Below are 16,146 nucleotides of genomic sequence, written 5' to 3'. Positions count from 1 at the left end.
TCAGACCATCATTCTGGATGATCACAAACCCTTTTCAGAGCGACCCATCGCCTACAGAAAACCTGCCTTTAGTTTCACCACAGAGCCTCATGACCAGACAATCGTCTACATCCGAACCGGAATGTGGGTAGCCGATTCCAATACCTTGCGCTTCCTGTTGTCCTCAAAACAGCAGTTTGAAGAGCAGCGAATAGATGAACAATTTGCCTTTGGCTTGTATTACGGCGCCAGTATCGCCCTGATTGTGCTTAGCCTGTTACTTTGGCTGTCACTCAAAACCCCGTTATTTCTTGTCTATGGCTTGTATCTGGTCAGTAATACAATGCTGTGGTTCAGTCTCAACGGCTTTGCTTTTCAGCATTTCTGGCCTAACTCCCCGCAGTGCACAACAACAGCTTTCATATCATCTTCATGCTGTTTGTCCTGTTTGCTATCGAGTTCAGCAAACATTTCTTTGATATTCGCAAAGAGACACCCAGGCTGTGGCGCTATCTGACTGCGTTTCAGTTGATCATGCTGATAGGCATTGGCGCCAGATTGGCTGGCCACTACCCTGCTGTCCTGTATTTAGCCTTTGCCTCCATCGCCGCGACAGCAGCCTTACCCATATTGGCTGGTATTTTTATCGCCGAGGTTTAATTTATGCTCGTTGGTATGTGCTGGCCTGGAGCGTATTTGTGGCAGGTCTGTTGCTGAGTTTGCTGTCGGCCAGTACCAGTGTATTTAACTGGGGCATGAACCCGCTGTTACTGACGCAAATGGCCAGCCTGTTGGAGTCATTTACATTGCTGCTGGCACTGTCGGAAAAAGTCAGGATTTTGCAGTATCGCTACGAACAGGCAGAACGAGAGTCACAACATGATGCACTCACCGGCATTGGCAATCGCCGCTTGCTGGAACGCTGGTTCAAGCGTTGGTCAAACTCCGATGATTCACGTCAAAGACTCTGGGTTATTTTGATTGATATCGACAACTTCAAGGAGGTCAATGATATCCACGGACATCGGGCTGGCGATCAGGTGTTGCAACAACTTGCCGATATGATGACCCAACTCAGCCGACCTCAAGATATTTTGGTGCGTTACGGCGGTGAGGAATTTCTGTTACTGGCAGAGTCACCTGAACCAAAATATGTTGTGGCCTTGGCCGAAAGACTAAGACAACGCTTTGCCCGAACGCCACACACTCTCAATGACATTCAAATACCTCACACCATCAGTTTGGGCATCAGTGAGCTGCAACCCGACGAAGACAAGCCTCTGGAACAAGCCTTGATGCGTGCTGATAAAGCACTGTACCAGGCAAAAGACGCGGGTAAGAACCGGGTGGTTATGAATTGAAAACAGGCTATTTTGTGGACTTAACTTGAAACGCAGCATTTGCACCCTCATAGATAATATCGAGGGTAAAAACCGTCATAACGACAACAACGACACGAGGAGAATTCATGCAAATCCAAACCAACACTGACAGTCATATCGAAGGCCATGACGCACTGGCACACCACGTTGAAACCACTGTCAAAGAGGGTCTGCGCCACTTCGCATCACATGTGACCCGTGTAGAGGTTCACCTGAGCGACGAAAACGGTGCCAAGAAAAGTGATGATGATAAACGCTGCCTGATGGAAGCGCGGCTGGAAGGCTTGCAACCAGTGGCCGTCAGCCATAATGCCAATACCATTCACGAAGCCATTGCCGGCGCCAGCAAGAAATTACAGGCAAAACTGAGCAGCACGCTCGGCAAACTCAACAACCGATAATCCACCTAATCCGGCCATATTGCCAATTGAGAACAGCCACGCAAACGGGCTGTTCTCATGCCGGGGCAAAATCAACCGCTGAATAATAATTCTGAAAAACAATCTCGATTCGTAAACGATCACCGCTGTTTAACAGCGCTTCTGGATGCTGTAATTGCTGAATCCAGGCTTCAGACTTCTCAGTATCTGTTCGGCAACAGACATCGCCTACCGGCCAGTGAAAGTAGAGTTCTTTAGCCTTTTTCTCTGCCAGTATTGCTGCTTCAGATGATTCCGGTATCGGCAACCACGAACTGAATAATTCCAGTCCACCTTGTTGCTCGGGATCATTAGCCATGTATTCAAGCGAGACATCCCAGCCACGCACCAGACCCGATTGTTCATCTCCGGATTCGATAGAAAAGCCATACATGGCAAGTGTACCGTCCGATAATTCGGGCAAGCCACGAAGTTTTTGCTGCACTGCACGAATCGCTGCAATATCAGATTCTGTCAGTTTTGGCAGATCCTGCATCCAGTCGCCGAGTGCGATGGCTGCATCAAGTAAGCCCTGTTGCGCGGGTTCAAGAAGAATATGTGTCATGCAGGGCCCTCCGAAAGAGCTTTATCCAGCACTTATTCTACGTTGTCCCGCCGTGCTCTGCTGAGAAGCTAGAAAGAAAGTTGCAAACGCGCCTGATAGACATAGGGCGAAGCGTTTTTATGCGTGCCAGTGAGTTTGATTACCCGAACATATTCGCCCAGTAAGGTAATGTGATCGTTAACATACCAGGTCACACTGGCACCGAGGTTTTGCTGTGAACCGCCACGAACAAACTCATCATTCAAATTCAGGCTGCTCCAACGTACAGCCGCTCGGACAGCGCCAAAGCCACCTTGACCATTAGCCACACCATTACGGGGATTGATCCGACCAAAAGTGCCTTTTTCCAGATGATATGGCTGATCTTCACCCGTCAAAATCCACGACAGGTCAATATGCCAGCCATTAAAGTTCACCGATTCGCCACTGTCGGCCCGTGTGGCACGAGCATTGCGCACCATGGCATGAATATATTCAGACTGAACCGCAAACGGTCCACGGGCATAAGCCGCTTCAGCACCAAAATAAGTAAAGTTACCGGCCAGGAAACTGCCAGTATCTACCAGCCGCACATCCGAGTTCCGGGTTTCCATGCGCTGCCTGAAACGCACCTCATCACTGCTGTCGGTTTTGCGATAGGCGACAGAACCCCCAAAATGCAGGATATCGCCATCTTTGCTGCGTGGCGCAAAGGTTTTTCTGGCCGATACGCCATAACGCGTATTCAACGTACTATCTTCAAAGCCACCGGTAAACACGCCTATTGCCGCTGTGCCACGCTCATCGTGATAATGAACTTCAGCACCTTTAGCACGCGGCGGCGCCAGTGTGCTGGCCAGTGACCGCTCCATAAAAGTCAGATCACGCACACTGGTTAACCGTTCCATGCTGAACGGCTCCTTGAAATGGCCAATGGTGTAACGCATGCCCTGCCCGTCCCGGTACTGCAACACCGTATCGCGAATACCTTCCAGGCCATCACGAGCAAAGTCGTAAGTATGGGAAAATGACCAATGATCACCATAACGTACACGAAAGCCCAATCGCGCCCGACGGACATTATCTCCATGGTCAAACTCAGTGCCTTTATCGTTGTAAAAATAGCCACGGTCCAACTGCAAACGACCCGCCACGCGGAAATCCCACGCAGGTTTTGCCACATTCGTTTCGACAGATTCTTCCGCTACTGCACTGCTGCTAAACATCGATAAGACCAGCATGGATGCCGTCGCCAATGCCGCTTTGCCCCCTGCAGACCGGGAAATTTTCATATAGGAAAAATTCATAGTTCGCAGGATAGCTAAACATACTTAAACAAAACTTAACAAGCGGGAACTTCTGAGCAGATGCACAAACATCAATGCCTGGCTGGATTCCTGAGAGTTGGTTGCTGAAGTGAAATAATATTCACCACCTTTCCGAAGCAGCGCTAGGGATACTCGCATCGTCGAAGGGCAGTAAACATGTTTTGTCAGATCTTTATTCTATTGCTTTTCACACAAAACCAACTTTTTATCAAAAACCAAACCTCATTTGAGGGTTAGTTCGGATTTCAGCGGAAAAATCAGCCAGATTTAACAATGACTTGAGTTTTGTAATTGATTAATAACATCTAGAGCCAAGTCTTCATCCACATCAAAAGCTTGTTTTAACATCGATTCATGTCTCGGAGCAGTATTTCCATGCAGACAGCTAATTTCTTTTATAAACGTGTCATCATCAGTCATTAAGCCACTTAATTCTTGGCCAAGGGCAAACTGTCTTAACTTAGACGATGTGTTCGGTACCTCAAAATCAATACCATTCAGTGCTAACACGGCAAGTGATAACTCAACAATCTCATCGTAATGCTCAATGTTAAAGCTCACTGGTTCTGGTGATGAATTTAAGACTTGGCAGGCAGCCTGCGTCGCGTTCGCGCCCATTTTTAGAACTTCCGAAACATCCCTTGAAGCAACGCAATCCATTATCGTGCACAAAAAGCTCAGCTCTGGAAATGTTCTCAATCTATCAGAAACTTCCGACAATTCGACCCTAGATGCAAGAAGCACTAACCTTCCTGCAATAAATCTCAATTTAGGGATGAGCCTCTTGTTAGCATAGACATCAGATCTGTTATGCATATGAAGCAATTTATCTATCTGATTCATTAACTCAGTTCGGGTATTGTAGGCAAGGATCGCTAAATGTTCGGGCGTAATCCTCTTGATATTTTTGTAAGACCATGTCCTGTATCTTTTCAACCAACGACTAAAGCTCAATAAAGTCGTTACCTCCTTAGCTGCTATGGAATAGTCAATTAGAGGAATTCGAATATCTTTTTGTCGGAAATGTTGCTGAAGAACCTGGAAAGCGTGTTCTGAGGGGTTTTTAATCAAGTATCTTTTTGTATCAGCAATAAGTGAAATCCATTGGTTACTGATATCAGTCTCAAAGTCTTTTTCACCATCTAGCCAGGCCTCGGAATCAACTTTGAAGTCTTTCGCTCCGTCATGAAGTAGTAATTCATATTTATTTAACTTCTGCTGGAGCGACTCTCGCCATTGATCAACATCGGCTTCTGCACCAACCAAAACAATATCGTCTACATACCTCCAATAATGTCCTTCTGTTAAGTCGTGCATGAAAGAATCAACTTCATCAAGTAATAAGTTTGCGATGATATGACTAAAGACAGGCCCAGTCAGCAGCCCTTTGCCTGAGCCATCTTTCAAGCATTTATCATGATGTTTTCTTAGAAATGCCTCACCAAGCTCTACATGCTCCCTTCTCAACCCTGCATGAGCAGCCGCTCTACTCCACACGGATTGGGCATCATGACTATTGATGCTGGGATAGAAACGTTTGATATCGGTGTAAAGAACGACACCATCAGTTTTTACTCTACATGCCTCAGCAATATCTCTCTGCCGATCTTTCAGCCCGTTGAAATACGGAATAAAAACACCCGAAGTATCATTATGATCCGATAATCTGTAACTATATACATAAGGCTTGGGCTGGAAATTCGTATGTTTTGATAGCTCAGTTATCAAAACAATTTCTGCCAGTGCTTCATTTGGCGAAGGCAAATATACATCACGATGCGTATATTCTCCGCTCGGCTCCCGCTCCTTAAAGTGAAACGTTCTGATGTATGGAGAATTTATATTATCGGTAGCAAGTTTTGTGGCGACTTCCTCAAACCATCTTTGGCTTCTTGCAGATTTGTTATCCAGATAGTAACGTAATCCTAAGTAGGGAAGCACATCCCGCTTTCGATATTGATTCAGCGCTTTTAAAGCGATTGTGCTATCCATGAATCAATCCTTCACCGGCAACTGCAGACGCTTTACACTCAAACCGATCTTAAATTTATGATTTTTTAGAGGATGCTTACACTCTGCATCCGTAATCGCATAATCTGTACTAAGCTTTACATCGTCACTTTTAAAAAGTTTTATTAACTTGGTATTGAACCAGCCCACAAGTCTTGCAAAAAAATTCGCTACATTATTTTTTTGGGGTTCTATCCATATTGCAGTGCTGAACTTCCCTCGGCTATGGATAAAAAGTTGTTCGAATTGTGGCTCTGCTAATTTCCACTTATTCTCTTTTTCTAGAAAGTCTGTGAAATTTGTTAGCAATAGCAATCTAGAATCACAACCTTGATTAAGGATATTTAAACGCTCTATCAAGTCAGCAGTACTGATCTTATCCGTCACATCCCAATGATGAGTTTCATATTCAATTTCAATCGCCTGTTCGTTAGCGAGGGAAACTAGCTGCTTTAACTGTGTTGAACAATATCCCAGTGCATACTCGGAAATATCAGCAGCAACAATATTCAGCTTTAAGGGAAGTCGTGGAAGAACACCATGCTTTCTCAACTCGATAAGTATTGTAATAATGCTAACCGCCCCTGCGCCAGAACCACACGGGATATCAACGAGCAAGACCCTGTTACCAGCAAAGGTTTTAGCATAAGCATCTGATACTTCACTCAGATGGTTTTTGGGATCCAAACAGGTCATCACAACACGGCCACATGAGCCGGTATACCGCCAAGCAAGATGTTTATCAGTGTCTTCTTTATTCATGCCCCCTGTGAAACCTTCAGGAGACTTTTCAATAGCCAAATCCTCTAGTCCTTCAGAGGCTAATAGCTTTTTCCATGAGTCAGTTAAAGATTTTGATAAAAATAGAGTTTTCTCAGGCTCAGACCAGAGTGATGAAGGTATATCCTTTACCTGAATGAGTCTGTCCATTATCAATAATGCTCTTCAACATATGCATAGGCTTTATCAAACAATTCTTTGTCTTTGCCAAGCCCAAATTGAACAAGCGTAACAACCAAGGCTCTCTGAATTTCTCGTGGGCCACTGTTGGAGGTTTGCCATCCATCAAACCGTGTGGCCTTAACAATCTTGTCGATTTGTTCGACTACATTCTGAATAACTATTGGTGTACTGCTGGGCCTTGTTTCCAAAAACAACTTGGTGAGCGCTTGAACGTTATCTTCTTCGGTCACCGGGTGATCACCGGTTTCACGCTCAACCTTAACGCTATCTTTGGCAACATCCAACAAACCTTTCAACCAATCAATGGCTTTGATTACACCCGCTTCATATTCTTCACGGAGCTTTTCCAATCGCTCCCCTAATGCAACAAATCGAGGGTCATCATGCCCTCTTAAACGCCCCATCAAATCAACTTCGAGTCTACGGGCACGTTGCGCTTGTTCTTTATCCGTGAGCGTAAAGATGGCGTTTTCATCCATAACCAACTCATCAATATCATCACGAATACGATTTATATCCGTATGTTCATGAATCATCTTGATGGTCTCAGGCCCTAAGGCTGCCCATACTAAGGCGCCAGTCTGGCCAACAGGCCGAACAGACTCATAGATTTGAGCCAACCATCGATAGTCGACTCTGAATGGTGTTAAAAATTGATCAGGGTTAATCGCCGTCCAAAGTTTTGCTAAAACACCAAAAGCAGCAGCAAACTCATCGCGTTTTTTGTTATCCGGTAGGCATTCTTGAGCAGCCAATACACCATCAAGACCCTCTAACGAACGATCCACACCAGGGAAAAAGTCCAGACACTTCTGCAACTGCAAAGGCAAAAGCTCTTTAAATGCCTCAATACCTTCGACCACTCCTTCAATCTCATCTGGGTTATAAGCAAGTGCAGTGCGTAAATTCTCAAACACACCAAGATAATCAATAATCAACCCCATCTCTTTTTGCTGGCCATTGTGCTCATACAATCGATTAGTTCGGCACATGGCTTGAAGCAGTGTGTGATCTCGCAGGGGTTTGTCTAAATACATGCAATAACAGATAGGCGCATCAAAGCCCGTGAGCAACTTGGCAGTGACAATCAGCAATTGCAGTGGCTGACTAGGATCTTTATAGCCTTCGATCAGATCTTTTTGTTTGTGTGCATCACCATCAATCAACTGCCATCGCTCAAAATCAGCTTGTTCAATATGCAGCTCTAATTCATTTTTCCACTTACGCCAGTCTTTGTTGACCTTGTCTTTTTTATTTCCATCCGTCACTTTGATAGGCGCCTGGTCAACATTCATGACCACTTCAACAGCATCTTTTCCTAATTTTCCAGCCAACAAGTAATACATCTGTACGCAGGCATCTCGGTCGTATACTACGACCATGCCTTTCATACCTTTTGGCTTCACATGACTAATGAAATGTTCAGCAATATCATTACTAATCGCGGCCATGCGCTTAGGCGCTTTTAGCATTACGGCCAGTTTACCCGCTCGTTTTGATAAAGCGGCTTTCTCCTCTTCATCAAGATTGTTCTCACGAACAAGCCGTTCAAACTCTTCATCTATTGCAGCCCTATCAACCCGAAGTTCTGCTAGGCGTGGTTCAAACTTAACTGGGTTAGTAGCGCCATCACGAATCGATTGTTTGTAGTTATATCGATTCATGTAACGGCCGGGGTCGTCTTCGGCACCGAACAATTTGAAAGTGTTGCGTTCTAGTCCTGATACAGGTGTTCCGGTCAAACCAAAAAAGAAAGCATTCGGTAATGCCCAACGCATTTTGTCGCCTAACGAACCCTCCTGAGTACGATGCGCTTCATCAACCAGCACAATGATATTGTCTCGGTCATTGAGTCCTTTAGAATTACTATCATCAATCTCAAGGTCTCTGAACTTAAATACTGTCGTAATCAAAATGCCGCGGCTATCTTGCTCGATGTATTGCCCCAGCTTTTTACAGCTTTGTACTTTTATCAGATTTTTAACATCTGCCCCACCAAAGGTTTCGTTGATTTGCGTATCAAGATCTTTACGATCAACCACCACCAATACTGTTGGGTTTTTAAGTGTGTTATCCGTGCGCAGCATTCTGGCAGCATAAAGCATCAATAAGGATTTACCCGACCCTTGGAAATGCCATATCAGACCTTTCCGTGGATAGCCTTTTTTGACGCGCTCAACGATTTGTTTAGCTGCTTCAAACTGTGGATAACGTGGGAGAATTTTAGTGCGTTTTGGTGGGGTGTTTTTGCCGGTTTTTACGGTGGAAAATAATGCGAAAGCTTCCAGAAGTTGCAATAAAGTTTGTGGATTTAACAAGCCTTCACAACTATTCAAAACCGATGCCAAACCCGGTAAGACTTCCTCGCGCTGCTCAGTATGATGCCATGGGCCCCAGTCTTTTACCTGGGCATTGATGGCACCATAGGCAAAGGTTTTTCCTTCGCTGGAAAAACACAGCAGATTCGGCACGAAAAAGGGTTCAACATTTTTCCAGTAGTGCTTTTTACCGCCCATAAAATCGGCCGCACCATCTTGCCAGGTCACACTCGGGCGAGTCGCGGTTTTCACTTCGCCCACCACCAGTGGAATACCGTTCACATAGAGCACAATATCAAAATAGACTTCGGTGGCCGCGATGTAGTGCACCTGTTGTGACACCACAAAGTGGTTGTTGTCGATATTGTCGAAATCAATCAGGTTGATGGTGATATGGTCGCCATTCTCACCAAAGGGTAAGGTTTTTTCGGCCATTAACCATTCATGGAAGTTCTCATTGGCTTTTACCAAGCCGGTATGACGCGCTTCCAGCACCACACCACGCAGCTTATAAATCACTTCATCAGCGTAATCCGGCTGCTTAGCAATATCGGGGTTTAACGAACACAACGCATCTTTAAGCCATTCATCAACGAAGATATCCTGCGCTTGCTTGGGCAGGTTCTCACCGTGGCAGTAGGTCCACTTTACGCCGCTTAAACCCTTTAAGCGGTCAATCATTCCATTCTCTGTGACGGTTTGTTCGTTAAACATTATCTATATCTCATCGTTCTGCTTCGGCTGCCAAAATCGATCTGTTTAATTGACGCAGCTGCTCGATCTTATGGTTAAATGTTTCAACTGATGCATGACTTCTTGCTAGCAAGTCACCTACCTGCCTTTGCTGATTGAGTTCAAGGCGTGGAATTTTCATAGACTTTATTTTTTTTAAAGTAAGTCGAGTTATCGCATTGCCGGCCATTTGCGATGAAATATCTCTTTGTGTAATTTTTGACATAAGCCAGTAGTAAATGTAGTTACGGTCAGCTTTATCCGGGTCAACTCTCAAAAATGCGACACTAGATAGCAAGCTAATTTCACAATCGAGTTCATTGAGGCACACGTTTCCGGTATTAGCCCCATCTTTTGTAAGTAAGATATCGTCTTTTTTTACATCACACCTGGCGTATATTTTTTTGTGCTCTTCTGTGGAAATGTATTCTCTTTCCAAAAACTCCATTTTTCCCATACGTATATTTTTTGATGTTACATATTGGTAGTCACCAGACGATCCGATGCCTTTAGGCGAGAAATGTGTTCCATCTTGAATCTTTAAGCACAAGCTATCCAGGGTCTCAAACCTTTCAGCGACGCTATAACTCTGTATGCCTAGCACATCATGTAATAAATTCGCGCTCTCCAAAGCCTCTTCTGATAGCTGAATCGTCGATGCTATCTTCTTCAGAATGGATACATAAGATTTTTGCTTAGCTGGTGGCGGGATAAGGAACTCTTGCTGAGCAAGGATTTTCCATTTGATAGTGGGTGACAATGACCCCTCAGAAATTGCCACGGCTCTGTTCATAAATGCATCAGACTGCATAAAAAACGGCAAGAATTCAGGCAATACCTTTTTGGGGTTCGCCTCAAGCACCATGGCATGCGCCGAACAAATACAATCCCAGTCTGCCACGGCCACTTTACGCTGATAGGCTCGGCGTTTACCAAAAATGATTTGCCCTTTCTTCACCAACAGTTTTTGGCCTGCCACATCACCGGGAACACCATGACGTTTGATTTTCAAGCTGTCTGGGTCCAAATGTTCCAGCCCGACATAAATTTCAAGGTCGGTTTCACTGGGCTCGACACGCTTGGAAATATGTTTGGCGATATCGCCAAACTTCACCATTTGCCAGCCTTCGGGTAATTGTTGTTCTGTCATTTACTACTCCACCTTGCTTTCAACTTCGGTCGCTCCCTGCGTCCTGCCTTCCGCGACACTAATACTTCCTTGTATGTCGTATCCCAGCTCAGCAAGGCTTTTGAATAATTTATTGGTCTGCTTTTTCAATTGCACCCGGCTAACCTTCCATGCTTCGATGGCATGTTCGATGTCGTGCACTTCGCCATTGTTTTGGGCCTGCACATAGAGCGGAATCGACAGGTTGTAGAGGTTCTCTTTGATGGTGTCGATATCCACCAAAGCGGTAATGTCGCTTTGCTGCTCTGGTGCAAAGTAAGCTTCACAAAGCACTGCCAAATCCTCATCCGACAAGCGGCTGTGGGCGCGTTCTCGAGTAACGTGCTCCACACCATTAATAAACAACACCTTGTTTTTGCGCTCAGCAGGTTTATTGCAATTCAACACCACCACGCAGGATTCCATCGGTGAGTTGTAAAACAGGTTTGGCCCCAGGCCAATCACCGCTTCAATAATGTCCGACTCAATCACTTGCTTACGAATGCTTTGCTCGGAATCACGGAACAACACGCCGTGTGGCCAGAGCATAGCGGCGCGGCCGGTGTCAGGTTTCAGGCTTTTGATGATATGGGTATAAAACGCATAGTCGGCACAGCCTTGCGGTGGCACACCGTAAAGATTGCGGCCGTAAGGGTCGGCAGCAAACTTATCGCGGTTCCACTTTTTGATGGAATAAGGCGGGTTGGCAAAAATCACATCAAACTGCTTGAGCTGGTCTTTTTCAATAAACTTGGGTTCAGCCAGGGTATCACCGCGTAGCACATCAAATTCTTCAATGTCGTGCAGAAACATATTCATACGGGCGATGGCTGAGGTGAGTAGGTTGACCTCTTGCCCATACAGATGAACGCTACGCCATTCCTCTCCTCGTGAACGCAAATCCATGACCGCGTTGAGCAACATACCGCCGGTGCCGCAGGTTGGGTCATAGGCGGTTTCGCCCGGTTTTAAACCCATGATACGGGTCATTAAATGCACCACAGTACGGTTGGTATAAAACTCAGCAGCGGTATGACCTGAGTCGTCAGCAAATTTTTTGATCAGGTACTCGTAGGCTTCACCCAGGTCATCTTGAGCGACTGATTGAATGCCCAGTGGGATTTTACTGAAGTGTTCAATCAAGTCTGCCAGCAGGTGATCTGGCAAACGCTCTTTGTTGGTCCACTGGGCATCACCAAACACGCCATGTAAACGCGGGTTGTTGGCTTCGATGAGGCGCAGCGCATTTTGAATGGCTTCACCGATGTTTTTGCTGGTGTGGCGCACCTTTTCCCAATGTGCCTTTTGTGGGATATCAAAACGGTGGAACATGGGCATGGCGGCGTATTCAGCATCACCCTCATGGATTTCGAGTGCCTCAACATATTCTTCCAGATACACATCTGACAAACGCTTGTAAAACAGCAAGGGAAAGATGAACTGCTTATAGTCCGAGGCATCGATTTGCCCACGAAGAAGTTCAGCCGCGCCCCAGAGTAAGTCTTCTAATTTCTTTTTATTAAGCGTGCTCATCGGGTCTCATTTCTTGGGGATTTTCTGATTCAGTCAACACAAATTCGATAACGCTTATGCCATCACCTTCAAACTCATTATCGTTTGTTTCTATTTCATTGTTGTTTGGAGGTAAATCATCTGATCCTTCCACATTCATGAAATGCCTAAATGTCGAGTCAGAAGTCATTAACGCAGTTATCTCAGTAACATTAACACCTCTAGCAGCTTTTCCAGTTGAACCTTTCGCTGTTGCCATTAATCTAGTCGTTTTTTCTGCTGTCACTCTAAGCAAATCATTAATCATCAACGACCAACCCTTAACATCATCAATAAAAAGAAAAAAAAGCTTTTGCAACTGTAGGTGAGCACTCTATAGCTGTCTCATGTAATTCGTTCAAATAGGTATATTCAGAATTTTCAAGCAACTCGAAAGATTTGCCTTTTTCTGACAGTACAAAATCATGAAGCTCTTTCACAAAACATTCGTAAGAACTCAGCTTATCTGTAGGGTAAGCAGTTAGTGCATTCGCATGAACCACGCGTGAGTGAATCCAATGAGGCCAACCACCAGAGGGATTTAATGGTTTTGAGAAAAGTAGATATTTTGCAGCGGGGTAGAGATCGAAGCCAGTGATGCAACGCGTCTTACCGTTGAGAGAGGGGCTTGAACGAACGTATTCAAATACTGGCCAGTCTCGATACAACTCATGTTGGTCATCGTTACCGGTATCTATGACTGGAAGCTTCGTGATAATTTTTGCCTGGAGTAACAAGGCTTTCCTCGTGATCTCTCCAGATAGTTTTTTTACGGTACTTATGAGTAACAAATCTCCAAGTTCGATACTGTTTTTTTTCATTCCGTCAAAATGTACTTTGGGAGTTTGATGGATAAAAACGCCTCCGACAGACACGTCATAAGAACCTATTTTCTTAACGAGCTTGCACTGACTTGGTATATTTTCAGTTAGTCTTGCAACAATATCAGGCTCATCCTTTCCAGAGGCAATTGCGTCATTTACTGCTTTGATGAGCGCCATTGTTAATTGATTTGATTCTGCGTCGCTAATACTGCACATCAAACTCATGTCTCAAATCCTTCCTTGATTAATAACTCTTCGAGCTCTTGTTCAGCTTTTTCCAAAGCCACTAATTTCTCTTGAAAATCTTTTAATGCTGCTTCGACAGTGATGGTTTCTTCTTCAAGTGGCTTCTGCACATATCGAGCAATATTGAGATTGAAGTCGTTTTCTTTTATCTCATTGATGCCAACCCATCGAGCAACACCTTCAATTTCATGCGATTGCTGGGGCCCATGTTCAAGTTGGTCGTGATAGATTTTGTAGATGTCATCGGCTTGGGATTCAGAAAGCGTATTTTGGGCACGGCCTTTGGTGAATATCTCTTCAGCATTAATGATCAATACATGATCTTTATGGTCTATCGGCCGCTGCTTTTTGAGTATTAAAATACAAGCAGGAATACCTGTTCCATAGAATAGATTTGGTGCAACACCGATGATCGCGTCGATATGGTTGCCTTCAAGCAGTTTAGTGCGGATTTTTCCTTCAGCACCACCTCTGAACAACACTCCATGAGGTAAAACTACAGCCATGCGTCCCTCTTCATTCAAAGAGGCATACATATGCTGAACCCAGGCAAAATCACCGTTAGTTTTTGGTGGCATTCCAAATTGATTTCGGCTGTATGGTGCAGCCTGCCAAACACCATATCCCCACTCTTTTAGGCTAAAAGGTGGGTTAGCGATTACACAGTCGAATGTTTCTAGTTGATCATTTTTTAGGAATTTGGGCTGGCGAAGTGTATCACCACGGACGATATCGAAATCTTCCTGACCATGCAGGAACAGGTTCATTCGGGCAATTGCTTCTGTCGTTAAGTTTCGCTCTTGCCCTTTAAGCTTTAGCAATCGGGGATCACCACCATTTTCCCTAACGTGGTGAACAGTTTCCAACAACATGCCGCCAGTTCCACATGCTGGGTCATAGACACTCTCACCCGCTTTCGGGTCAAGAATGTTCACCATCAAATGAACAATTGTACGAGGGGTATAGAACTCTCCCGCTTTTTTATTCGCTTTATCTGCAAAGCGCTTGATCAAATATTCGTATGCTCGGCCCATGTCATCAGTACGTACATTTGCCACACCTAAATTCACTTTATTGAAGTGATTTAATAGCGTTGATAACAATTCATCTGACAGCCTTTCTTTATTGGTCCATGATGCATCACCGAAGATGCCAAGTAAGTGAGAATTTGAAAGCTCAATGCAACGAAACGCATCTTTTAAGGCCTGACCAATATCCTTTGTTTGTCCAAATACATGGCTCCAATGGCAGCCCTTTGGAATCTGGATTCGGTGAAACATCGGTCCATGGGCCAGCTCCTTATCGTTTACCTGCTTTAAGGCCTGCTGATATTCGTCGTCATAAACATCACAGATTCGCTTATAGAAAAGTATTGGGAAAATATAGGTTTTGTAATCAGCCGCATCTATCGGCCCAGTAATAATGTGGGCTGCCTGCCACAAATGTGCTTCAAGGTCTTTTAAGTTGATTAATGTCATTATTATTTTTTAACCACTGGTTATTTTGCTTACACATGCCCTGGTTGCTGTCACTTTTATCCAAAGCAACCGTGTATCGGGTGCTGCGGCCACCGCCAGGCAGTTTGATTAAACAGCCATTTTCGACTAGTTCCGTTAAATCTCTTGTTGCAGTCGCTTTACTGACTTTGGCAAGTGATTGATATTTCGCAGCATTGATACCGTGTTCGAATGCTTCGCCAGATGTGTCCAGCAAACGATTCAAAACTTTTATCTGACGCTCATTGAGCACCTTAGCCGCATGATGTTGCCAGAAACGTGACTTGGTTAAGACCCGGTCAACACGCTGTAATGCTTGTTCCAAGGCTGCTTGCAAACTATTCAGAAACCAGGCGAGCCACAAGGTAATATCCAGCCCACCCTTTTGCGTTTGTTCCAGGTGTTTATAGTAGGCATCACGCTCAGTCATGATGGCGGCACTTAAGGAGTAAAAACGAACAGATTGTCGTTCTGCTTGTGCCAAGGCTCGATCAGTCACTGCCCGAGCCACACGGCCGTTACCATCATCAAATGGGTGTAGCGTTATCAGCCATAGATGTGCAATGCCCGCTCTAATTAAGGTGTCAAGCGTGGTAGGAGGCTCATTGAACCAAGTGATAAAACGTTCCAATTCAGCTTCCAGCTGCTCACGTGGTGGGGCTTCAAAGTGCACTTTGGGTCGATCCAGACGACCCGAGATAACCTGCATTGGCTGTTCACCTCGTAGCGTGCCAATGTTGATTGCAGATAGTACGCCAGGCCCGACAGGAAAAAGCATGGCTTGCCATTGGCAGAGTTGTGCCTGAGACATTGGTGCATCGGGATGATGTGTCGCTTCAACCAATAATGCAACGATTGATTCGGATTCTGGCGTTGTTCTATTCGGAAAGCCTGCATTCTCCAGACCAAGCTGGCGAGCGACAGAGGAACGCACGGATCCCACATCCAAATGTTCGCCTTCAATCTCGCTGGTACGAATGGCGTTCTGGATAAGCGCATCCATTTCAACTTGCAAATCGGCCTGAGCCGGTGCAGTTTCTGTCTGGCCGATCAGTCGTCCCTGCAACAGACGCACTTTGTCTAGTTTGGGTTTGAGTGCTACCTCATCCCAGGAAAACTGAGGCCAATCGAGTTGTTCCCAGATATACATGAGCCGAATAGGACACCTTATCAAATCATAATATGA

Annotated in this window: 15 protein-coding genes; 4 read left to right on the top strand and 11 right to left on the bottom strand. The window is 45.1% G+C overall.

Going from position 1 to position 16,146, the window contains the following annotated elements; all coding sequences use genetic code 11:
* From MPL1_RS13470 to MPL1_RS07840, 4 genes are all read left to right on the top strand, one after another.
* Positions 1–496, top strand: a 496-nt coding sequence (locus MPL1_RS13470) for a 7TM diverse intracellular signaling domain-containing protein (RefSeq protein WP_200858793.1), incomplete at its 5' end; no start/stop codon positions are given.
* A 17-nt stretch (positions 497–513) separates the two neighbouring features.
* On the top strand, positions 514–639 hold the full coding sequence (locus tag MPL1_RS14300) for a hypothetical protein (protein ID WP_268743760.1): 126 nt from the start codon (positions 514–516) through the stop codon (positions 637–639).
* Between the two features lie 17 nt (positions 640–656).
* Positions 657–1,340, top strand: coding sequence for a GGDEF domain-containing protein (locus MPL1_RS13275; protein WP_327036643.1), 684 nt, complete (start codon positions 657–659; stop codon positions 1,338–1,340).
* Between the two features lie 107 nt (positions 1,341–1,447).
* Entirely contained in the window at positions 1,448–1,762 is a 315-nt protein-coding gene (locus MPL1_RS07840; protein WP_009726593.1) for an HPF/RaiA family ribosome-associated protein, read from the top strand.
* A gap of 55 nt (positions 1,763–1,817) precedes the next feature.
* Here MPL1_RS07840 and MPL1_RS07835 read toward each other — a convergent pair whose 3' ends face one another.
* From MPL1_RS07835 to MPL1_RS07785, 11 genes are all read right to left on the bottom strand, one after another.
* Entirely contained in the window at positions 1,818–2,345 is a 528-nt protein-coding gene (locus MPL1_RS07835; RefSeq protein ID WP_009726592.1) for a hypothetical protein, read from the bottom strand.
* Positions 2,346–2,413: 68 nt separating this feature from the next.
* On the bottom strand, positions 2,414–3,616 hold the full coding sequence (locus MPL1_RS07830) for an OprO/OprP family phosphate-selective porin (protein WP_040576998.1): 1,203 nt from the start codon (positions 3,614–3,616) through the stop codon (positions 2,414–2,416).
* Between the two features lie 303 nt (positions 3,617–3,919).
* On the bottom strand, positions 3,920–5,644 hold the full coding sequence (locus tag MPL1_RS07825; protein ID WP_009726590.1) for an RNA-directed DNA polymerase: 1,725 nt from the start codon (positions 5,642–5,644) through the stop codon (positions 3,920–3,922).
* A gap of 3 nt (positions 5,645–5,647) precedes the next feature.
* Positions 5,648–6,592, bottom strand: coding sequence for a hypothetical protein (locus MPL1_RS07820; protein ID WP_009726589.1), 945 nt, complete (start codon positions 6,590–6,592; stop codon positions 5,648–5,650).
* Between the two features lie 2 nt (positions 6,593–6,594).
* Positions 6,595–9,657: a type I restriction endonuclease subunit R gene (locus tag MPL1_RS07815; protein ID WP_009726588.1), complete on the bottom strand. Its 3,063-nt coding sequence runs from the start codon at positions 9,655–9,657 to the stop codon at positions 6,595–6,597.
* A 10-nt stretch (positions 9,658–9,667) separates the two neighbouring features.
* A complete protein-coding gene (locus MPL1_RS13705; protein WP_009726587.1) occupies positions 9,668–10,825 on the bottom strand; it encodes a restriction endonuclease subunit S in 1,158 nt (385 codons plus the stop codon).
* Between the two features lie 3 nt (positions 10,826–10,828).
* Entirely contained in the window at positions 10,829–12,376 is a 1,548-nt protein-coding gene (locus MPL1_RS07805; protein WP_009726586.1) for a type I restriction-modification system subunit M, read from the bottom strand.
* Entirely contained in the window at positions 12,363–12,662 is a 300-nt protein-coding gene (locus tag MPL1_RS07800; protein ID WP_009726585.1) for a hypothetical protein, read from the bottom strand. Before MPL1_RS07800 ends, MPL1_RS07805 begins: the two co-directional genes overlap by 14 nt.
* Before the next feature lie 22 nt (positions 12,663–12,684).
* On the bottom strand, positions 12,685–13,443 hold the full coding sequence (locus MPL1_RS13265) for a hypothetical protein (protein WP_009726584.1): 759 nt from the start codon (positions 13,441–13,443) through the stop codon (positions 12,685–12,687).
* Positions 13,440–14,942 (bottom strand): type I restriction-modification system subunit M, encoded by a 1,503-nt coding sequence (locus tag MPL1_RS07790; RefSeq protein ID WP_009726583.1) that lies wholly within the window; start codon positions 14,940–14,942, stop codon positions 13,440–13,442. Before MPL1_RS07790 ends, MPL1_RS13265 begins: the two co-directional genes overlap by 4 nt.
* Positions 14,914–16,110, bottom strand: coding sequence for a Fic family protein (locus MPL1_RS07785; protein ID WP_009726582.1), 1,197 nt, complete (start codon positions 16,108–16,110; stop codon positions 14,914–14,916). The genes MPL1_RS07790 and MPL1_RS07785 overlap by 29 nt, the downstream gene beginning before the upstream one ends.
* Between the last annotated feature and the right edge of the window lie 36 nt (positions 16,111–16,146).

Source organism: Methylophaga lonarensis MPL (genome assembly GCF_000349205.1).
Taxonomy (GTDB): domain Bacteria; phylum Pseudomonadota; class Gammaproteobacteria; order Nitrosococcales; family Methylophagaceae; genus Methylophaga; species Methylophaga lonarensis.
The sequence above is the reverse complement of the archived record's forward strand: the minus strand, read 5'-3'. Positions and strand labels throughout refer to the sequence as shown.